Raw genomic sequence first — 20,489 nt, 5'->3', positions numbered from 1 at the left:
GACTACAATTAGGCCTGTTGGAGGGCGGATTTCAACGCCGATCCCGACGCTTGCAGCATCAGCCGCAAGGCGCGCTCAGACGCCACTGGAGCCACGCCCGCTTCCCGACCGCCATGCCACGGAGTTGGCGCCCCATCGGTCGATGTCGGATTCCCGCCAGCCCGCGCCGTTGACGCTGATCTTGATCTGGGGCGGGAACGCGCCCTCGGCGATCTTGCGGTAGATGGTGGACCGGGTTCTGCGCCCTGATCCTGGCGAATGTCAGCGGACCGCCGCCTTTTCGCAACCGGCCCGCAGACCGGGCGGTTCATCAACATCCTGGCGCATCCTGGCGCGGGGCCGGCCCGGGCTCACCCCGGGCGCGATCATCGCCGCGGACGCTGTCGGCTGCGGCCAGAGGGGCGTCGCCTGCTGCATCAGGCCGATGAGCGGAGCGCCGCGTCGCTCCTCTTCGGCTCGCGGACCGAACGCAGGCAGAAATCGAGCATCGCGTTCAGCGATGCCGGATTCCGCCTGAGGCGGCTTCGCAACGCCGCACCTTCCCAGCAGTCGACGATGAGATTCGCCATCTGAAGCACATCGACGTCGCCGGGAATGGATCCGCTTGTCCTCGCCTCTTCCAGGCACACCGAGATACGTTCGGCGATCGTCGAGAAGCACGCTTCGATCTTCCGGCGGAAAACCTCGCTCACACCGGAGAGTTCCTGACCCAGGCCGCCCATCAGGCAGCCCATGTAGCCTTCTTCGCGGTACTTCCGTGCCGTCATCTCGAAGAAGCGTTCGAGCCGGGCGACCGGAGGCAGGTCCAGGTCCCGCAGACATTCGTCGAGCGCCGCATGGACCTCAGCCATGTAGGCGTCGACGACCTGCAGCGCGAAATCCTCCTTGTCCTTGAAGTGGTGATAGAACGAGCCCTTCGGCAGGCGCGTCTCCGCGAGCAGGGCCTGCAGGCCGAGATCGTTGTAGCCGTGCTCCAGGAGCAGCCGAAGACCGGCATCGATCAGGCGTTGCTTGGTGGAATGCGTCACAATCGGATCGTCGGCCTGGTGCCGGGATGCCACCCGCCCGGGGCGCACGGAAACAATGATGCGGTCCCGGGCGCCGGAGGCGACCTAGCCCGCCGTCTTCCTGATCATGTGATCGATGACGTGGCTGTGCTCGCGCTGAGGGCTGAACATGATGATCTCCGCGTCGTCCTCGACCTTCACGTTGTGACCGGGCGGCCAGTAGAACAGATCGTCGGTCCCGACCGTCTCCTGCCTGCCATCCCTGTCGGTCGTCGTGATCCTGCCGCGCAGCACGAAGCCCCAATGGGGACAGTTGCAGACGCCGCCATCGAGCCCCTCGAAAAGCGGGGTGGTGTCGACGCCTGCCGAAAGCGTGAAATATTCGCCGCTGATCTCGTCGTAGCCGCCGACATTTCCGAACCCGAGACGCTGGCGCACGACCGCGCCCGGGATTGCCATCCTGACGTCGACGTCTTCCTTGGCGACCCGCATGATGATGCCTCCCCTTTCCTTGGCCCGGCGTTCTGCCGGTGCGCTTGCCCGATCCACGGTCTTCGCGCCGGGAACGATGATCGCCCGAGCGCTAGACCGATCGGTCTAATCGCAGCTTACGCGCTTGCCTTCCGGCGTCAAGCACGGATCGGCGACGCCGTCGCGACCGCTCCCGCCTGCATTGTCGTCGTGCCCGGGCTTGACCGGGGCATCCAGCCGGCTTCGGTGTCGTGTCGCCCGCCCCTGGATCGCCGGATCAGGGCCGGCGATGCCGACGAAGCGGGCGGAGCAAGGCCGGCACGCCCCTGGATCGCCGGATCAAGTCCGGCGCCGACGGCGGAGAGGGCGGAGCGAGGCCGGCACGCCCCTGGATCGCCGGATCAAGTCCGGCGATGACGACGGAGCGGCGGAGCGAGGCCGGCGATGACGAGGAGCGGCCGCTCAGGACCGGGACTGCAAGGTCGCGCATGTCCCAGGCCCCTCCCCCCGCTCAGGCACCGGCCGCCGACCTGCTGAACCGGACCTGTGCACCATCCTTGCGACCGAACCCCGCATGGCCTGCGGCTGGAAATCGGCGCGCCGGAGAGGATGAAACGGGGAACTGCTACGGCGCTGTTATCCTTATAAAATCATGAATAGAGATCGTCGTACGAGCCGGAGACTCTAATCTCGCTTGTGAGCAGTTCGCCCCCGACTACCTCCCCCGAAGCGCGGTCGATCTCCACCAGAACCGCGACTTCAGCCTTATCCTCTACCTCCATCGCGGCGTCCTCGGCTCCGATCCACACGCCGTCCTCGCGGTCGTAGAATGCAGAGTCTCGATCCTCATACTGGACCTCTACCGACACCTTGATCGTCGTATCCAGGATGAGGCTGACGCGCTTCTCGCTCAGACCCACGATGGACCAGTCGCCGACCTGCTCAATTTCGGTTAGTTCGCCTTCGTAAGCCTCTCCCTCGGCGAGATCGCCGGCGTAAATGAAGGCGACGTCCTTCACTCCAGTTTCCAGCAGCCGTTCGAAGCTTGCGTCAAAGGCGGCCTCGTTCAGCAGTGCTTCGGCGATACCTTCCGCTTCAGATCCCATCTTGGCCGCTGCGCGAGATAGAACCTCCTGGATAGTTCTCAACGACAGCAAGTTTGGATCGCCCTTCGCGGCTCTTCCCATAGCGCCGTCGCCGGTGACAATGTAGATCTTGTCGCCAGAGCTCGCGGCCGCCTTCGAGAGCCCTGCAAGGGCAAAAGCGTCTGGGAATTCTTTCGACCCCTCTCGGTCGAACGGCGCTTTCCGCGCAAAATAGCTCTGGAACACCTCTTCTGCGCTCACTACAGCGAGGGAATTATGCACCTTTGCACGACACTCATGAGCAATGAACGAATAAAACCGCTGGAAGAGCTCTTCGCCGATTCCGGCCGCGTCAATCTCCAGCACCCGCTTCGGCGTTGCATCGGGCGCCTGTTTGCGCCAGCGTCGCAGATCCCTCTCTATTGCGATAAGTTCCCTGGCTCTCGTATGCGCTGCCTCCACAAGCTGCCGTTTCACCTCGAGCAGGGTAATGTCGGTTACGTGCAGCACCACGCGATGAGCTTGGATATGGTCCTTGAGTGTCTTTAGAGCCGGGTTTTCGGGATTGTAACCGAGCGCTCGATAGACCTGAGTGTCCAAGAAGACATGGCGGGACTCAAGTGGCTCGGCGGGACGATACTTTGAGGACTGGGATTGCTCCATGCTTTGCTATCCAACCTCAGCCTAGACGAGGATGTCATGGTGTGGCGCAGAGAGGTGCGCTTTCGGGAATACTGAGCCTTCCCTGGCAGCTTTCGCGCGCCTGCGATCCTACCCGATTCCGTTGTTCGGCGAACGACCGCTTGCCGCGCAATGGCGACGTACCGAGCGAGGGAGGGCCCAGTTTCATCCTATCTGGCGGAATTTTGGCGCAACCCGACAGGACTCGAACCGGCTGGCATGCGGCGCTTCGGATCAGGCGGAGGCAACCGGGCGGTGGGTCGCCGGTTCGGAGCGCGGACCGAAGCCCGAGGCGGGATGCGAAAGCCCAGACAGGATCCCAGAATATCCGAGACAGGATCGAGACAGCATCCGGATATCCGAGAGGGGATCGAGCCAGGATGCGGATAAGCGGGACAGGAGCGAGCCAGGATGCGGATATCCGAGACAGGGTCCGCAGATTCTGGGTAGAATTCGGAGGTCCTGCCGCCCCCCGGAGCCGCCCCGATGCATCTCGTCCAGATCCTCCTGCCGGTCCGCGACGCGCGCGGGGGGCGCTTCGCCGCCGCGTGTTCTTCCACCAGCCGCTCGAACACGCCCCACGGAACCTGCTTCAGGACATCGTGGAAAACGCTATTGTGATGCCGCACGGTGTTGCCCCCTGTCGTGTCCGGAAGACGCGCCAACGTCTGAACACGAGTAGAATCAACACCGTGCACCCAGTCCAGAAATTAAACCGGACAGCAGTGGGCCTGATCCGGCGACGACGACAGGGGCGGGGGAACGCGGCATGGATCGCCGGATCACGTCCGGCGATCACGACGAGCGGGCAGAGCGAGAGGCCGGCGATGACGAGGGAGAGGGCGGCACGTCGCCGAAGCGACCGCTCAGGACCGGGGCTGCAAGATCGCGCATGCCCCAGGCCCCTCCCCGCTCGGGCACCGGCGACCGACCCGCTGAACCCGTCCTGTTCACCGTCCTTGCCGCCGAACCTCGCATGGCCTGCGGCTGAAAATCGGCGCGCCGGAGGTGACATTCCGCGCACCCGACCGGGAAACATCTCGGAGACGGTGCGCGCAGCAATTCACGGGCGGCCGACTGCCAACGACACCGCGCTCGCCAACCCGGAGAGCCTGGCGAACTCTCGAAATATCCCGACGCTGAGCCGATAAGCGCCAGGCGTTCCAACTCCGGCTTCTCCGAGCGCGCACGGCCATGGCCGTGACGCCTGCGTCCAGGCTCGCACCGCAAGCGGCGAGGTTACGCGCATCCCATAAACCGACATTATATCGCGCGCCATGAAAATGATTTGACTGCTCACCGCACTTTTTGACAAAACCAACGGGCGTGAACAATGATAATCACCGGAAGTAATCAGACGTGGCCACACAGCATACGAACATCAATAGCATAATCGATGTCGTTCATTCGGATATCGATTTTGTGATGCCCAAGTATGCCTGCGATTGCCACTGCCATGTGTTTGGCCCGCAGGATCGCTATCCTTACTCCGAAGATCGTACCTTCACTCCGCCGGATGCTTCGTTGGAGGATCTGCTCAGGCTGCAGCATGTACTTGGGCTGGAGCGCGCCGTCATCGTGCAGCCCAGCGTCTACGGTGCGGACAACCGGTCCCTCATCGACATGCTTGGACGTCTGGGAGACCGGGCTCGCGGGATTGCGGGCTTCAATGCCGAAACGACGAACGACGAACTCGTCAGACTCGACGCCGCCGGCGTGCGCGGCGTTCGGCTCAACCTCGAGGCACACGGCGACAATGATGCGGTCGCCGCGCGCGAGCGGCTCCAGCTCATGGCCGATCGCGTCGGCCCGTTCGGCTGGCATGTCCAGATATGGACCAATGTCGATGTCATCGCCAAGCTTCGGCCCACCATCGAGAAGAACCCGCACACCACATTTGTGTTCGATCACTTCGGCCGCTGCGACGCCAGCCGGTGGCGCGAGCAGCCGGGCTTCCGGGACCTGCTCGAACTGGTTCGCGACGGTAGGGTCTACGTGAAGGTTTCGGCGCCGCACCGGATCTCGAACGCTCCGGACTATGCCGATGTCGGCGATATCGTGCATGCGCTGGTCGATGCCAATCCCGAGCGGCTCGTATGGGGCTCGGACTGGCCCCACCGGGAAAAGCCCAGGAACTCGAAACTGACACCGTTCGATATCGAACCGCTGCGGCGCGAAGACGATGGCGCCGCCTTGAACCGGCTCAACAGATGGGTGGCAAGCCCCCGGACCATGGCTCTCATTCTCGCCGAGAACCCCGCCCGCCTCTACGGCTTCCCGGCCGCATAGAGCCCAGCTCACCGGCGGTTTTCCTGCGTGCCTGCAAACCACTAGGAGACGATGCAATGAAATCTATCGATGCCGTGCGCATCGGCGTAGGCGCCGGATTCTCCGATGACCGCCTGACGCCGGCGCTCGACCTTGTGAGCAGGGTGGACCTCGACTACCTGGTGCTGGAATGCCTCGCGGAAAGGACGATTGCGCGGGAAAACCTGTCGCGGGCGAAAGATCCGGACAAGGGATATACGCCCTCGCTGCATGAACGGCTGCAGATGCTCCTGCCGACCTGCATGGAAAAAAACATCCGGATCGTCACCAACATGGGGGCGGCAAATCCGCTGGGGGCCGCCCGGGCTGCCCGTGACGAAGCGACCAATCTCGGCCTGGGCAGCGTTCCGGTCGCCGTGGTGCTGGGCGACGATGTCACCGAGCTGGTCCGCAGCAATCCAGGGCTGGAGCTGCTCGAGGACCATCTGCCGGTCGAGTCGCTGATGGACAGGATCGTTTCCGCCAACGCCTATCTCGGAGCGGACGTCATCTGCGAAGCGCTGCGCACGCGGGCGCCGATCGTGATCACCGGGCGGGTGGCGGATCCGTCGCTGTTTCTGGCCCCTCTGATGCATGAGTTCGGCTGGACGAGCGACAACCAGACCTTGATGGGGCAAGGCACAATGGCCGGGCACCTGCTCGAATGCAGCGTCTCCGTCGCCGGTGGCTATTTCGGCTGGCCCGGCAAGAAGGATGTGCCCAACCTTGCCGACAGCGCCTTCCCCTATGCGGATGTCGGCCGAGATGGCAGCCTGTTCATCAGCAAGACGCCGGGTACCGGCGGCCTGGTCAGCGTCCAGACCTGCAGCGAGCAGCTCATCTATGAAGTTCACGATCCGCAGAACTACATAACGCCCGATTGCGTGATGGATATTACCGGCGTCGACCTGATCCAGGCCGGCGAAAACCGCGTGCAGGCGAGGGGCGCGATCGGCAAGCCGGCGACGGATTCCTACAAGGTCACGGTCGGCTATACAGACGGCTATATAGGCGAGGGAGAGGTCAGCTACGGCGGCATCGGCGCCCTGGATCGGGCCCGTTGGGCGGCCGAGATCGTCAAGGAACGCTTGCGGAAGCAGAATTTCGTCTATGACGATTTCCGCGTCGACTTTATCGGCATGTCGAGCCTTCATGGCAAGCTTGACGAGCGGGTGGAGCCATACGAAGTACGCCTTCGCCTGGCCGGACGGACGCAGAATCGGCGTGCGGCGCAAGCTGTCGGCTTCGAAACGCGTGCCATGCACATCCACGGCCCGGGCGGCGGTGGCGGGGGTTCCGATCCCAAGGTCCGCGACGTCCTGGCGGTAAAGTCGGTGCTTATTCCAAAGCACCTCGTCCGCACTCAGGTGGTGTTGGAGAACTGATCATGCCGATCCGAGTATACGACATCGCCTCGAGCCGCGCCGGCGACAAGGGCAACACCTCCAATATCTCCGTTGTCTGCTACGACAAGAAAGACTGGCAGTTCCTGGCCACGCATCTGACGGCAGACCGCGTCATGCAGGAATTCGCCCACATCGCCTCCGGTCCGGTCACCCGCTATGAACTGCCCAACCTGAAGGCCTTCAACTTCGTGATCGAAGGCGCATTGGGCGGGGGGGTGACCATCTCGCTGGCGCAGGATGCCCACGGCAAGACCCTATCGAGCGTCATGCTGGGCATCGAGCTGGATTCCAGCCAGACTACATAGGCAGTCCGAAGGGAGGGCGGGCGAAGCGATGCCTCGCTCCCCTCGTTCTGCGGACTACCGCGAAACCCGGACGCAATAACAGTGAGTAGGCCGAACCCTTGAGTGCAGCTGCCCCACTTCTCGAGGTCAAGGGAGTCACGCTCCAGTACCGAGTCGGCAATGTCGCAGTCACGGCAACCTACCGTGTCGACTTCAACGTCGAACAGTCGGATCGCTTCGTCATTCTGGGCGCATCGGGCTGCGGAAAATCTAGCCTGCTGAAGGCGGTTGGCGGTTACCTGAAGCCGACCGAAGGCTCCATAAAGATCGGCGGACGGGCAATCAACCACCCAGGCGCCGACCGCATGATGGTGTTCCAGGAATTCGACCAGCTCCTGCCTTGGAAAACGGTCCGCCAGAACATCGTCTTCCCGTTGCTGGCGACGCGCAAGCTCAATGCCCGCGAGGCCGACGACAAGGCCATGCACTACATAAACCTGGCCGGCTTGGAGCGCGTCGCGGAATCGTATCCGCACATGCTGTCGGGAGGGCAGAAGCAGCGCGTGGCGATCGTGCGGGGGATGGCGATGGAGCCCGAGATCCTGCTGATGGACGAGCCGTTTGCCGCTCTCGACGCGTTGACGCGCCAGCGGATGCAGGACGAACTGCTGGCCCTTTGGGACGCCAGTCGCTTCACCGTCCTGTTCGTGACGCATTCGATTTCGGAGGCCGTCAAGATCGGCAGCCGCATCCTGCTGCTCAGCCCGCATCCGGGGCAGGTCAGAGCGGAACTCAACAGCCTGCCCCGGCCGCAGGATCCGGTCGCCTCCGTGGCCCTGCAGGACAAGATACACCAGCTTCTGTTTCCGGGGGAGGAAACGGCCCAATCATGACCCAGACATTCGGTAGACCGGAAGTCTTCTGCGAACCCCAGGCGACGGATCGACTTCTGGTCGTGGCACAGAAGCCGTCTCTGCTGGCGGCCGCCTACAATCTTTCCTGGCTGCGCAAGACGGTGCTGCTGATCGTGCTTGCCGCCATCTGGCAGATCTATGCGACGTGGCTGGACAACGACCTGCTCTTTCCTACGTTCAGCGCCACGATAGAGGCGCTGGTGGACGGCGTCGTCAGCGGGGTCATTCCTGCGCGTGTCGTGGTTTCCCTGAAGGTGCTGTTCATGGGGCTGGGGGTCGGCATCGTGCTTGCCACCCTGCTGACGGCTATCGCGTTCAGGACCCGCATAGGCACCGACCTGCTTGAAACGCTGACGGCCATGTTCAACCCGCTGCCGGCGATCGCGCTGCTGCCGCTCGCGCTTATCTGGTTCGGGCTGGGTGTGGGGGGCGTGGTGTTCGTTCTTGTGCACTCGGTCATCTGGGCCGTTTCCCTGAATGCCCATTCCGGCTTCAACAGCGTGTCGAACACGCTGAAAATGGTCGGCCGCAACTATGAGCTCCGCGGCTTTGCCTTCTTCCGCCAGATTCTGATCCCGGCCGCCTTTCCCAGCATCCTGGCGGGCCTGAAGATCGCCTGGGCCTTTTCCTGGCGAACCCTGATTGCCGCAGAGCTGGTGTTCGGCGTGTCCTCGAGCAGTGGCGGATTGGGCTGGTTCATCTTCGAGAGCAAGAACCGCCTCGACATCGCCTCGGTCTTTGCCGGCCTGCTGACCATCATCATCATCGGACTGATCATCGAGAACGTCTTCTTCAAGGTCGTTGAAGCCAGGACGATCAGGAAATGGGGAATGCTGGCCTGATGAATCGCGGCAGCGACGTTCCTGCGCGATGCCGGCAGAGGCTGCGTCGTGTCGTCAGAATATCGCCAGGATTTCGTCGGTGAGCAAACGTAGCAGCAGGTTCCCGGACGCGGATTGGGAACTCCCGATCGATTGAATCAGGTGCGTTTCGATCGGGATGGCCGGCACCAGACGCCGCGCGACCAGCAGCGGCGAGGGCTGCGATCGCAGCAGGAAGGGTTCGACCAAAGCGAGTCCGACACCCTGTTCGACCAGAGAGTAGGCGGTACTGGAGTAATTGATCTGGACCGTCCTTCGAATATCGACTCCCTCTGCCTTGAAGGCAGTCTCGACGAGCGCGCCGATCAGCGAATACGGCGCGTAGGTGATGATGTTCTCGTGCCGAAGCATGTTGGGAGAGATGGCGGCTTCACCCGCAAGCCGGTGGTCCTTGGGCATGATGCAGGCGACTTCCGACGCGGCGAGGCTCTGGCTCTCCACCGACGAATCGAGGATGGGCCCGAAGCCGATGCCGAAATTGGCCTCGCGCCGCGCCACCCTGCTCACCACCTGCGCGGTGGGCAGCGAGTTGATCGTTATGCGGATGTCGGGATGCAGCCGCACCAGCTGCGCCGCTGCATTGGCCAGAGGTCCGTTCGCAATGGCAAAGGTCGCGGCGACGGAGAGCACGCCCCGCTTGGCCCCGGACAGGTCCCGCGTCATGTGATCGATGGCCTCGATACGCTCGAACACGCTCGATATGTACGGATAGATTTCCTCGGCCTCGGGTGTCGGCACGAGCCGACCGCGGACCCGGTCGAAAAGCTTGAACTTCAGCGTCGTCTCGCAATGGCGCAGCACGGCGCTGATCGCCGGCTGCGTGACATTGAGCAGCCGGGCAGCTTCCGTGACGGAACCAACCTTCATAATGGCGTTGAAAACTTCCATCTGTCTCAGATTCATGGGCTCACTCGTACAGCTTGCTGCGGGGAACACGCCTTTGGCTCGCATCGCCGCGCGGGCATGCTCCGCCACGGCGCCATGTGGCGACACCCCAACGTCGATTGTCCCTGGATCGGACACAACCAGAATTGCTGGTCTGCAGCTTCGGCCGACTTATTCGCATCGCATCGGAGGAAACGATGAACCGGCAGAAAATGCTGATCGGGGTTGCCACCGACGAAGCGAGGAACGTCGAGCAGAAACGAGTCTACCACGAGATCTCCGCCGGTCCGCGCGGGGAGGTCCCGCGCCCCTTCCTGGCAATGTTGGACATCCCCGACATCACCCGCTCGATCCAGGTCATTGGGGCGCAGTTGAGGTTCTTGGACAACCTGCCGGCAGACCTGCGGGAGATAGCGATACCGGCGACGGCCGCGGCCCTTTGGATCGGGATATGAATGGGACTACCACGCCGCCGTGGGAGAACGGATCGGGCTCGACGGACAGACCCTGGCGGCGGCGCTGAGCGGCGTGGCCGGCCCGGGCGTAACCCCGCTGCATGCGGCGGCAATCCGGCTGTGCGGCAGGGCCGTCCGCGATCATCGCGTCTCGCAGGCCAACCTCAGGCTGCTGGTCGAGATGGTCGACCGCGACGCAGCGAGCAAGGTGGGCGCGATTGCGGGCTACGACCAGGTACTGGCCATCTTCATGTCCGCCGCGGACATCGACTACCCGGTCCCTGCCTCGACCCGAGCGGACCGTATGGTCATGTCCGCATTCACGAGCGCTCGGAATCCACTGGTCTCACCTCACCGGTGGCCATCAGGGTCCGCGTCGCCTGAATCGATGCATAGGTCCAGAATATCCGCATGGGATGTTCGCTAGAGGCGTTGATGAAGCGGTGGGGGATGTCCGCCGGCACCCAGGTGGTGTCGTTGGCCCGCATCGGTGTCAGCACGCCGTCGATTTCCACGATCGCTTCGCCATCGAGGACGATGACGCTTTCCTCGCAATTGTGCTTGTGCAGCGGGATCGACGCGCGGGGCGCAAACTCCGTTATGCCGTTGAGCAGTGACCTGGAGCCTATTTCACTGGTCACCAGGGCATATGTGCGGGCGCCACCGCCGCGGTCATGCGGCTTGATCGTGTTCGGGCGCAATATGACAGCTTGCATCGCTCTTCCTCCGATCGGTCGGTGCCGGGAGCAAGTCGGTGGCTTCGATCCAGACCGACTTGATGTTGGTGAACTCCCGGATGCCATAGCGACCCAGCTCGCGGCCATAACCGGACCGCTTGATACCGCCGAATGGCAGGCGTGGGTCGGACGCAACCATGGCGTTCACGAACACCGCGCCCGATTCCAGCTGGTGCATGATGCGGCGTGCCCGCTCGGCGCTTGCGGTCCACAGCGACGCGCCCAGCCCGAATTCGGTGCTGTTGGCAAGACGGACGGCATCATCGGCATCCTTGGCGCGCGAGATCGCCGCCAGCGGCCCGAACGTCTCTTCCACGAAGCAGGGCATGGCTTCCGTCACGCCGTCCAGGACGGTGGGGCGATAAAAGAATCCCGGGCCCTCGACGGCCTCTCCGCCAATCCTCAGCTTGGCGCCGGCAGCAACCGACCGCACCACCTGGCTGTGCAGGGCATCGCGCAAATCCGCCCGGGCCAGGGGACCGACATCCGTCTCCGGCGCCCAGGGATCCCCGATCCGCAGCGCAGCGACGGATCGACAGAACGCTTCGGTGAACCTGTCCGCGACCGCCTCCTCGATGATGAAGCGCTTGGCGTTCACGCAACTCTGGCCGGCGTTGAGGAAGCGGGCCTTGACCGCGACCCTGGCGGCACGCTCGACATCGGCGTCCGCCAGTACGATGAACGGGTCCGATCCACCCAACTCGAGCACCTGCCGCTTGAGTGCCTGTCCCGCCTGCGAGGCGACGATGGCCCCGGCTCCGGTCGATCCGGTCAGCGTCAGACCGGCAATCCGGCTGTCGGCGATGATCCGGGCAACATCCTTGTTTTCGACGAAGATCGCGCCGGCGAGGCCACCCGGCATCCCGGCCTGCCGAAGCACGTCGACGCAGGCCAGGGCGCTCTGCGGCACATTCTTGGCGTGCTTGAGGACAATTCCGTTGCCGGCTGCCAGCGCGGGTGCGGCAAACCGGAAAAACTGCCAGAAGGGGAAATTCCACGGCATGATGGAAAGCACGACGCCAAGCGGGTCGAACACGACCGAACTTGCCTGTGCGCCCGTTTCCACCGGCTCGTCCGCGAGGAAATCCGCTGCATGCTGGGCGTAGAAATCGCAGTTCCACGCACATTTCTCAATTTCCGCCAGCGCTTCGGCTCGCGGCTTGCCCATCTCCAGAGTTATCAGGCGGGCATAGCGCTCGGCGTTGGCGCGAAGCACCTGCCCCGAGCGGCTCAGCAGCGCGGTTCGCTCGCCTATTCCGCGCGTCTTCCAGGACAGCTGCGCCGCCTGGGCGACATCAATGACCGCATCGACATCTACGTCGGAGTGAAAGGCAAAGCGGAAGATTTCCTCCCCGGTGGCAGGATTGATCGAAACGTTGGACACGTATCTCTTCCTGGCTGGTTTGGAGCAATGACGCTTGGAGCAATGATGACGGCCGGGGCGCCAGCCACGCAGAAACGTCCGGCCGTCAGCCGATGGCGCGGTTCCTCAATTGCCCGGCAGATTGATCACTTCGCCCGAAAAGACATCCTTCCAGTCGGCCGGCGCATTCTCGATCGCGCCCGTCCTTTTCATGAAGTCGGCGAATTTCATGAGCCCCCTGGGCGTCTGGTCGAAGATGACGCCGGGCGCCTCGATCGTCTGCAGAATCTGGTCCACGGACATCTTGTCACCCGATTCATCCAGATACATCTGGGCCACGGCCGGCTTGTCCTGGTTGATCAGCGCCATCGCATCGCCGACTGCCAGATAGACCGCCTCGATGACAGCAGGGTTGGCGTCGATATATTTCTGCTTCGCGAACAGCACGCCGTTGGACACATCCCCGTCCAGAATTTCCGTTGAGGTGATGACCAGATGGACGCCGTCCGCCTCGAGCTCATTGTACTGATACGGCGGGGCGCTGAAATGGCTATCGATCTGCCCGATGCCTGACAGGAGTTCGGCCTGGGCGTCCGGGTGCGAGCGCGAGACGGTGATGTTGTCGAGCTTGTCGAGCTGCCCTAGCTGCGTCTCTGCGGCCATCTGCAGCAGCATGGCCTGCGTGGAGCTCTTTACGGCCGGCACTGCAATGCGGTTGCTGTCCGAAAAGTCTGCGATCGAGTTAACGTCGGGGTCGCGCGTTACCAGCAATAGCGGCGTCGAGCCGTATGCGGAAATGCCTTTCACATCGATCTTTCCGGCGCCGCGCGACCACAATGTCAGGAATGACGGGAAGCCGGTCGCGGAAATGTCGAGATTCCCGGCGATCAACGCATCGTTGGAGACATTTCCGCCAGCAACCTGGGTCCAGTTAACCACCAAATCCAGGCCAGCCTCTTTGGCCCGCTTCTCAATCAACTTCTCATGCTTCATGACTGCCAGCGGCAGATAGGTTACCCCGAACTGAACAGCAATCGATGTATGCTTCGTTTCTGCAAATGATATATTTGCGGCTGAAAGTACAATTACAGACGATAGAGCGATAATTAGTTTGTTTTTCATACGAAGTCCTCCCGGGAACCGGCCGGAGATTCACACGCAGTTCTCATCACTGTCAATTAATTAGTCGTGCGGTACTCATAAACCGCATTTATACAACCAGCGCCAGGGTCGCGCCTAAGCAAGCCGGCAAAGATGGGCACCAGCGGATGGCGCAGCTGCGCTCGAAAGCTGCATCTGGCTGATGCCGTCGATAAACCCCGGTGCGGACCAACGCGCCCGAGACCACGAACATGGCGCGATGGTGATCGGAGCAGGGTTGGAGAACGAGGCCATGACCTCGTCTGCGCGTATCAGACGCAGGACGATGAACAGGGCCACACCCCCGGCTGCTACGACCTCAGGCGGATACCTTTCGAGGACGAATGCGACAAAGGACGGCCAGGCTGGCAAAGCGAAAGCGGGCGCGCGGCAAGGATCCGCCGTAGCGGCGCTCCTCGCGGTCGATGGCCCCTCGGCGACGGGTTCGCGACGCGGACCGCGAACTGGCGCGGTGTCTCATGTAATTGGCGCCCGCTCCGGTTCCTGCTGACTGCCCGGGCTCGGTAGTCTCCGGTCTTGATGAGATCACGGAAGAACAAGGGAGGGAGGAATGACGATTCTGCCGGAGACCAAAGCATTGCTCGACGCCGCTGCGCAGGCGCCGGGGCCGAAGCTGCACGAGATGGATCCCGTGACCGCGCGCGAAGTCATGGGGCCGATGATGCTGGAACTCGACCTGCCGGTCGAGCCGCTGAAGGAGATGCGAGACATCACCATACCCGGTCCCGCCGGGCCGATCCCCGCGCGGCTGTTCGTGCCCGACCACGGCGAGCCCGAAGGGCCGGTCCTGGTCTATTACCACGGCGGCGGCTGGGTGGTTGGCAGCCTCGACGGCTGCGCCGGCCTGTGCAGCCAGATCGCCAACCGGCTGGGCATCCGCGTCGTTTCGGTGGACTACCGCATGGCGCCGGAACATGTATTTCCGGCAGCGGTCGACGACAGCATCGCCGCAGCGGTCTGGGTCGCCGGATCACCGGCCGAGCTGGGAGGCAAGGCGGGCGGCGTGCTGACTGGCGGCGACAGCGCCGGGGGTAATCTCGCCACGGTGGTCTCGGCATCGGACAAGGTGAAGGTGCGGGCGCAGCTGCTGTTCTATCCGGTGACCGACATCTCGAAGAAGCACGCTTCCTATTCTGAATTTGCGTCCGGGTATTTCCTTGAGGAAGCGGGGATGGACTGGTTCCGCGACCACTATCTGCCGACCGAGGCCGACTGGACCGATCCCCGCGTCTCGCCGCTTCTGGCCGAAAGCGTGGCCCACCTGCCCCCCACGGTGATCATGACCGCAGGGCTGGACGTGCTGCGCGACGAGGGCCGGGCCTATGCCGCGCGGCTGGCCGAAAGCGGCGTCCGCCTGCTGTTCAGCGAAGCCCACGGGCTGATCCACGGCATCATGAACATGCGCGCCGCCCTGCCGTCCAGCATGACGCACGTTGAACGCGCCATCGACGATCTGGGCCGCCTCATCCGCGAAACCGCCTGATTGTCGGGACGCCGGACCATCCATCACGGTCCGGCGTCCGTCGTCATCCCCTTTCGCGGAAGGCGCGCGGAGACAGGCCTGTCCAGCGGTGGAACGCATGGGAAAAGCCGGTTGCATCGGCATAGCCCATCCGCCACGCGACCTCCGAGATGGTCATGCCCGGCTGGCGCAACAGATCCTTGGCACTGCGGGCGCGGACGGTGCCGATGACGTCGCGGAACGACATGGAATGGTCGCGCAGCCGTCGCTGGAACGTGCGCTTGGACATGCCGAGGTCCCGCGCCATCTCGTCGATGCTGTGTCGCTTCGTCGTGTCCGACAGCACCTCGAGCACGGTGCGCAGAAAGCTCGAAGTCTGCTGCATGTCGCTCACCGTCGCCAGGCTCTGCTGCATGAAGGTGGCGTGCAGCACCGGATCGGCGTGGCGGAACGGCACCACCGCAAGCTCCGGCCCCCAGATAACGGCCGAACGCGGCGCATCATAGACCGCCTCGGCCATCGGTTCGGGAAGCGCCACCGCGGGCCGCGGAAAGCAAATCTCGATCCGGCAGCGGAAATTCGGCACGACCTCGTCGAACGCGGTCATCATCGCACCGACGTCGCGGAAGATGGTGAATTCGCGCAGCGGTTCGGGCACCTCGGTCAGGTCGTGCTCGACGCCGATGGCGATGCCGCTCTCCATGATCGGCAGGGTCTGGGTGAGGGAATAGGTCAGCGGCTGCCAGACATGCGCGTTGACGATCATCTCCGACAGGTTAGGCGCCGTCATCATTGCCAGCCCGCCGGCGCTGTAGGCCATGGCGCGATAGCGCTGGCCGAGGGCGAACCACAGGTCCTGGCGAGCTGGCGTCAGTGCGCACGCAATCCGCTGGAAAGCCAGTTCACCGATCCCGCTCACACGCGCCAAAGGATCGGTCAGGGCTGACGACGGCAACCCCGCCTCGGCCGCCGCGGCGGCCACATCATGCCCCTCTTCCCTGAGAATGTCGGCCATGATCCTGATACTGGTCGCCAGCATCACGGTCGTCTGCAACAGGTCGATCCTCAACCCAGGCCTCCTCCTCTCTCACATTGGCACCTTCTACCAGGTATCTGGCGGCGTCTCCTCTTCTAGGCAGTCACTCTATGACTACGCTTATCAAGCCGAATCGTAATTCGATTCCGAACGGCCAGCCTACCGCAGAATAGTGGCAGCCGCCCAAGAGAGGAAACCATGAAGAATACGATACCGTAGCGCCATCCGGCGGAAGCGCCGCCCTCCGAGCAGATCGGAGCGCAACCATGTGGCGGACCGGCGTCTGTCACAAGCGCGCGCCCGCGCCTGCAGCGAATGGCCGGCGTCAGCAAATATCCCGAAACGCGAATTGGCGCCGCAATTCCCGTGGCGTCGGGAACGTCCGCGCCGCGCGAAAGGTGGACAATGACCGCTAGGACAATGAAAGCTGAACAGACGACCCAAACCCAGCCCATCCGCGCCGAGACCGATGTCGTGGTGGTGGGCGCCGGATTCTCGGGCCTCTACCTCATCCACAAATGTCGCGAGATGGGCCTGTCCATCCAGGTCTTCGAGGCAGGCACGAATGTCGGTGGCACCTGGTACTGGAACCGCTATCCTGGCGCGCGCTGCGATTCCGACAGCGTGCACTACTCTTTCTCCTTCGACCGCGATCTCGAGCAGGAATGGAGCTGGAGCGAGAAATTCTCGCCGCAACCCGAAATCCTCGCCTATCTGAACCACGTGGCCGACCGCTTCGACATGCGCCGCTCGATCAAGTTCGACGCGCGTGTCAAGAAGGCCGTCTGGTCGGAGGAGACCCGCACCTGGACCGTGACGACCGAGGCTGGCGACGAGGTGACCACGCGCTACTTCATCATGGCGACCGGCTGTCTGTCCTCGACCAATCTGCCGAAGTTCGCGGGCATGGAGGCCTTCAAGGGCGACACCTACCACACCGGCCGGTGGCCGCACGAGCGCGTCAGCTTCGAAGGCAAGCGTGTGGCTGTGATCGGCACGGGATCGTCAGCGCTTCAGGCCATCCCGGTCATTGCCCAGGAGGCGAAGCACCTGACCGTGTTCCAGCGCACGGCGCAATTCTCGATCCCCGCCTACAACGGCCCCCTGCCCAAGGAACGTGAGAAAGAGGTCAAGGCGAACTATCCGGCCCTGCGCCATGCCGCGCGATATTCGCCCAGCGGCCTTCCCGTCGACACCATTCCGGTGCCGATGCTGGAAATGTCCGACGAGGATCGCGAGGCGGCGTTCTGGAAGGGCTGGCAATCGGGCGGTTTCGGCTTCATCTTCCAGTGGCAGGAGCTGGGCATCGACCAGAAGGCCAACGACCTGGCCGCCGAATTCGTGCGTCAGCGTATCCGCGAGACGGTGAAGGATCCGGTCACTGCCGAAAAGCTCTGCCCCAAGGGCTACCCGATCGGCTCAAAGCGTATCTGCGTCGACACCGACTATTTCGAGACCTACAACCGCCCGAATGTGAGCCTCGTCGACGTGTCGGAGGATACCATCGACCGCATCACCGAAACCGGTGTGCGGCTGAAGTCCGGCTTGGAATACGAGCTTGACGCCATCGTCTATGCTACCGGGTTCGACGCAATGACGGGTTCAATCCTCAACGTCGACATCCGCGGCACCGACGGGCTGTCGATCCGCGATGCGTGGGCAGCGGGGCCGCGCACCTATCTCGGGCTGATGACCCACAGCTTCCCCAACATGTTCCTCATCACCGGGCCGGGCAGCCCCTCGGTGCTGTCGAACATGACCGTCTCGATCGAGCAGCATGTCGAAATGACCTGCGACATCATCGGCCGGATGGAGGCGGCCGGTCAGGACCGCATCGAGCCGACCCTGGAAGAACAGGACAAATGGGTCCAGACGGTGAATGACGTCGCGAGCAAGACGCTGCATGTGAAGGCGAACTCGTGGTACCTGGGGGCCAACATCCCCGGCAAGCCGCGGGTTTTCATGCCCTACATCGGCGGAGTTGGCACCTATCGCGAGATTTGCGAAGGAATAGCCAATGATGATTATCGCGGCTTCGTCAGGGCCCCTGTGAAAGCCCTCGCCGCTGAGTAGTCGGTCCGGAGATTCTGGGTAGAATTCGGAGGTCCTGCCGCCCCTGGAGCCGCCCCGATGCATCTCGCCCAGATCCTCCTGCCCGTCCGCGACCCGCGCGGCCGGCGCTTCGACGCCGCGGCGTTCGACCGCGTCAGGAGCGAGCTCACGGAGCGCTTCGGCGGGCTGACGGCCTTCACGCGCGCGCCGGCCGAAGGGCTCTGGAAGGGCGGCGGCGGCACCGAGGCCGACGACATCGCCGTCTTCGAGGTGATGACGGAGACGCTCGACCGGGCCTGGTGGGCGGGCTACCGCCGGGACCTCGAGGCGCGCTTCGCGCAGCAGGCGATCGTCGTCCGCGTGCAGGCGATCGAGCTCATCTGACCGGCGGCGGGCGATCGTCATCCGCGTGGAGGGGTCGAGCTCGTCCGACCGGCGCGGGCGATCCTCGTCCGCTGAGCGGGCGCGTCCGGGCGGATCGACCTCGCCCGCTCAACGGAACGGCCAGACCAGCGGGATGACGAGCACGGTCACGATGCCGACGATGACGTTGAGCGGCAGGCCGACGCGCACGAAATCCATGAAGCGGTAGCCGCCCGCGGAATAGACGAGCGTGTTCGTCTGGTAGCCGATCGGCGTCGCGAAGCTCGCGCTCGCCCCGAACATGACGGCGACGACGAAGGGGCGCGGATCGATGCCGAGCTCGAGCGCGAGGCCGACGGCGACCGGCGTGACGACGACCGCCACCGCGTTGTTGGTGACGAGCTCGGTGAGCGCGGAGGTGAGGAAATAGACGATGGCGAGGACCGCGATCGGCGGCAGGCCGCGCGCCCACGGCTCGACGCCTGCCACGATGAGCCCGACGGCGCCCGTATTCTCCAGCGACCGGCCGACCGCGAGCATGGTGTAGATCAGCACGATGATGCGCCAGTCGACCGCCCCGAACGCCTCCTCCGCGTCGATGCAGCGCGTCAGGAGGACGAAGGCGACGCCGATCCAGGCGAGGCCGACGATCGGCATGACGCCGGTCGAGGCGGCGATCACCACGCCGGCGAGCGCGAGGGCGGCGAGCGGCGCCTTCTCCCGGCGGAGCCCGCGCTCGCGCGGCTCGGCAAGGCTGACGAGGTCCATGTCGTCGGCGAAGCGGCGAAGGTCCTCGGGCGAGCCTTCGAGAAGCAGCGTATCGCCGACCTCGAGCGGCATCTCCTCGAGCCGCGCGGCGAGGTTCTCGCCGTGGCGGTGGACCGCGAGCGGATAGAGGCCGTAGCGGCGGCGCAGGCGCATGGAGCGCAGCGTCGTCCCGAGGAGCCGCGCCGAGGGCCCGAGCAGCGCCTCGACGACCACCGTCGAGCGCGCCGCGACCGGCTCCACGAGATCCTCCCCGCCGAGCGAGAGCTCCTTGCCGTCGCGCATGGCGAGCACGTCGGCGACCGGCGACTTCAGCACCACGATGTCGCCGGGGGCGAGGACCACGGAGCCCATGTCGCGGCGGAGCGAGAGATCGCCGCGCACGACGTCGACGACGCGCCGGTCGGGCCCGTTGAAGAGCGCTACCTTGCCCGGGTTCTGCCCGATCATGGGCGAATCGTGCGGCACCAGCACCTCGACGAGGAACTGCGACCGCCCGCGCCCGGCAAGGAGATCGGAGACGATCGTCCGCTCCGGCAGGAGCCGCCGGCCGAGCGTCATCATGTAGAGGCCGCCGACGAGCGCGACGATCACCCCGAGCGGCGCGATCTCGAAGAGCGTGAAGGGCGCGAGCCCGAGGCCGCGCGCGACGCCGTCGACGAGGATGTTCGTCGAGGTCCCGATGAGCGTTCCGGTGCCGCCGAGAATGGCCGCGAAGGAGAGCGGCATCAGGATCTTCGAGGCCGGGATGTCGGCCTTCCGCGCAAGCGCGGTCGCGACCGGGATGAGCATCACGACGATCGGCGTGTTGTTGACGAAGGCCGAGGCCGCCATGGTGAGGAACAGGAAGGCGGCGAGCGCCACGCCGGGCCCGTAGCGCGAGAGGAGATGGAGGCGGCTCATCACGCCGTCGAGCACGCCGGTGCGCACCAGCGCCGCGCTCATGATGAACATCGCCACGATGGTCCAGGGCGCGCTGTTCGACATGACGCCGAGCATGTCGCCGGTATCGATGAGGCCGGTGACGAGAAGGAACGCCATGCCGGCGATCGCGACCACCTCCGGCGGCATGCGCTCGCTGGCGAAGGCGACGAAAAGGGCCGCTATCACGGCGAGCGCGAGGAACGGCGCGTAGGGTGCAAGGCCCGCGAGCATGTGCGCCGTGTTCAAAGAG

18 protein-coding genes and 2 pseudogenes are annotated in these 20,489 nt (G+C 64.1%); 9 read left to right on the top strand and 11 right to left on the bottom strand.

The genetic code is table 11. The features are described 5' to 3' along the window. Positions 1–75: 75 nt before the first annotated feature. The 5 genes and pseudogenes from E4O86_RS06150 to E4O86_RS24020 all read right to left on the bottom strand — a co-directional run. A pseudogene (locus E4O86_RS06150) lies at positions 76–237 on the bottom strand (helix-turn-helix transcriptional regulator); the annotation flags it as partial. A 179-nt stretch (positions 238–416) separates the two neighbouring features. Further along, positions 417–1,028, bottom strand: coding sequence for a TetR family transcriptional regulator C-terminal domain-containing protein (locus E4O86_RS06145; RefSeq protein ID WP_161139646.1), 612 nt, complete (start codon positions 1,026–1,028; stop codon positions 417–419). Positions 1,029–1,112: 84 nt separating this feature from the next. After that, positions 1,113–1,499 (bottom strand): cupin domain-containing protein, encoded by a 387-nt coding sequence (locus E4O86_RS06140; protein ID WP_161139645.1) that lies wholly within the window; start codon positions 1,497–1,499, stop codon positions 1,113–1,115. Between the two features lie 629 nt (positions 1,500–2,128). Beyond that, on the bottom strand, positions 2,129–3,226 hold the full coding sequence (locus E4O86_RS06135) for a PIN domain-containing protein (RefSeq protein ID WP_161139644.1): 1,098 nt from the start codon (positions 3,224–3,226) through the stop codon (positions 2,129–2,131). Between the two features lie 518 nt (positions 3,227–3,744). Continuing rightward, positions 3,745–3,873: pseudogene (locus E4O86_RS24020) on the bottom strand (IS4 family transposase); the annotation flags it as partial. 730 nt (positions 3,874–4,603) lie between these two features. Between E4O86_RS24020 and E4O86_RS06130 the strand changes: the two are divergent. The 5 genes from E4O86_RS06130 (at position 4,604) to E4O86_RS06110 (ending at position 8,997) form a co-directional block, all read left to right on the top strand. Beyond that, positions 4,604–5,533, top strand: a complete 930-nt coding sequence (locus E4O86_RS06130) for an amidohydrolase family protein (protein ID WP_161139643.1) — start codon at positions 4,604–4,606, stop codon at positions 5,531–5,533. A gap of 56 nt (positions 5,534–5,589) precedes the next feature. Continuing rightward, entirely contained in the window at positions 5,590–6,936 is a 1,347-nt protein-coding gene (locus E4O86_RS06125; RefSeq protein ID WP_161139642.1) for an acyclic terpene utilization AtuA family protein, read from the top strand. 2 nt (positions 6,937–6,938) lie between these two features. Continuing rightward, positions 6,939–7,262 (top strand): AtuA-related protein, encoded by a 324-nt coding sequence (locus E4O86_RS06120; RefSeq protein ID WP_161139641.1) that lies wholly within the window; start codon positions 6,939–6,941, stop codon positions 7,260–7,262. 98 nt (positions 7,263–7,360) lie between these two features. Continuing rightward, a complete protein-coding gene (locus E4O86_RS06115; protein WP_161139640.1) occupies positions 7,361–8,134 on the top strand; it encodes an ABC transporter ATP-binding protein in 774 nt (257 codons plus the stop codon). Beyond that, the gene (locus tag E4O86_RS06110; protein WP_161139639.1) at positions 8,131–8,997 is read left to right on the top strand and encodes an ABC transporter permease; all 867 of its coding nucleotides are present in this window, start codon (positions 8,131–8,133) and stop codon (positions 8,995–8,997) included. Before E4O86_RS06115 ends, E4O86_RS06110 begins: the two co-directional genes overlap by 4 nt. A gap of 54 nt (positions 8,998–9,051) precedes the next feature. On the opposite strand, the gene E4O86_RS06105 is transcribed toward E4O86_RS06110, so the two are convergent. Continuing rightward, positions 9,052–9,939, bottom strand: a complete 888-nt coding sequence (locus E4O86_RS06105) for a LysR family transcriptional regulator (RefSeq protein WP_161139638.1) — start codon at positions 9,937–9,939, stop codon at positions 9,052–9,054. Between the two features lie 179 nt (positions 9,940–10,118). Between E4O86_RS06105 and E4O86_RS06100 the strand changes: the two genes are divergently transcribed. Then, positions 10,119–10,376, top strand: a complete 258-nt coding sequence (locus E4O86_RS06100) for a hypothetical protein (protein WP_161139637.1) — start codon at positions 10,119–10,121, stop codon at positions 10,374–10,376. 320 nt (positions 10,377–10,696) lie between these two features. On the opposite strand, the gene E4O86_RS06095 is transcribed toward E4O86_RS06100, so the two are convergent. The 3 genes from E4O86_RS06095 to E4O86_RS06085 all read right to left on the bottom strand — a co-directional run bounded on the left by E4O86_RS06095 (position 10,697) and on the right by E4O86_RS06085 (position 13,598). Continuing rightward, positions 10,697–11,092, bottom strand: coding sequence for a cupin domain-containing protein (locus E4O86_RS06095; protein ID WP_161139636.1), 396 nt, complete (start codon positions 11,090–11,092; stop codon positions 10,697–10,699). Then, positions 11,049–12,497 (bottom strand): aldehyde dehydrogenase family protein, encoded by a 1,449-nt coding sequence (locus E4O86_RS06090; protein WP_161139635.1) that lies wholly within the window; start codon positions 12,495–12,497, stop codon positions 11,049–11,051. Before E4O86_RS06090 ends, E4O86_RS06095 begins: the two co-directional genes overlap by 44 nt. A gap of 105 nt (positions 12,498–12,602) precedes the next feature. Beyond that, the gene (locus tag E4O86_RS06085) at positions 12,603–13,598 is read right to left on the bottom strand and encodes an ABC transporter substrate-binding protein (protein ID WP_161139634.1); all 996 of its coding nucleotides are present in this window, start codon (positions 13,596–13,598) and stop codon (positions 12,603–12,605) included. Positions 13,599–14,187: 589 nt separating this feature from the next. Between E4O86_RS06085 and E4O86_RS06080 the strand changes: the two genes are divergently transcribed. Beyond that, complete coding sequence (locus E4O86_RS06080; RefSeq protein ID WP_161139633.1) at positions 14,188–15,120, top strand: alpha/beta hydrolase; 933 nt, start codon at positions 14,188–14,190, stop codon at positions 15,118–15,120. Between the two features lie 43 nt (positions 15,121–15,163). Here E4O86_RS06080 and E4O86_RS06075 read toward each other — a convergent pair whose 3' ends face one another. Next, positions 15,164–16,168, bottom strand: a complete 1,005-nt coding sequence (locus tag E4O86_RS06075; RefSeq protein ID WP_161139632.1) for an AraC family transcriptional regulator — start codon at positions 16,166–16,168, stop codon at positions 15,164–15,166. 387 nt (positions 16,169–16,555) lie between these two features. Between E4O86_RS06075 and E4O86_RS06070 the strand changes: the two genes are divergently transcribed. Beyond that, the gene (locus E4O86_RS06070; protein ID WP_161139631.1) at positions 16,556–18,208 is read left to right on the top strand and encodes a flavin-containing monooxygenase; all 1,653 of its coding nucleotides are present in this window, start codon (positions 16,556–16,558) and stop codon (positions 18,206–18,208) included. A 57-nt stretch (positions 18,209–18,265) separates the two neighbouring features. Continuing rightward, positions 18,266–18,571, top strand: a complete 306-nt coding sequence (locus E4O86_RS06065; RefSeq protein WP_161139630.1) for a hypothetical protein — start codon at positions 18,266–18,268, stop codon at positions 18,569–18,571. A 108-nt stretch (positions 18,572–18,679) separates the two neighbouring features. Here E4O86_RS06065 and E4O86_RS06060 read toward each other — a convergent pair whose 3' ends face one another. Continuing rightward, entirely contained in the window at positions 18,680–20,485 is a 1,806-nt protein-coding gene (locus E4O86_RS06060; RefSeq protein ID WP_246206238.1) for an SLC13 family permease, read from the bottom strand. Positions 20,486–20,489: the final 4 nt, after the last annotated feature.

This window comes from Propylenella binzhouense (assembly GCF_009866965.1).
Classification (GTDB): Bacteria; Pseudomonadota; Alphaproteobacteria; order Rhizobiales; family Afifellaceae; genus Propylenella; species Propylenella binzhouense.
Note: the sequence above shows the minus strand (reverse complement) of the source record. Positions and strands in the feature narration are given on the sequence as shown.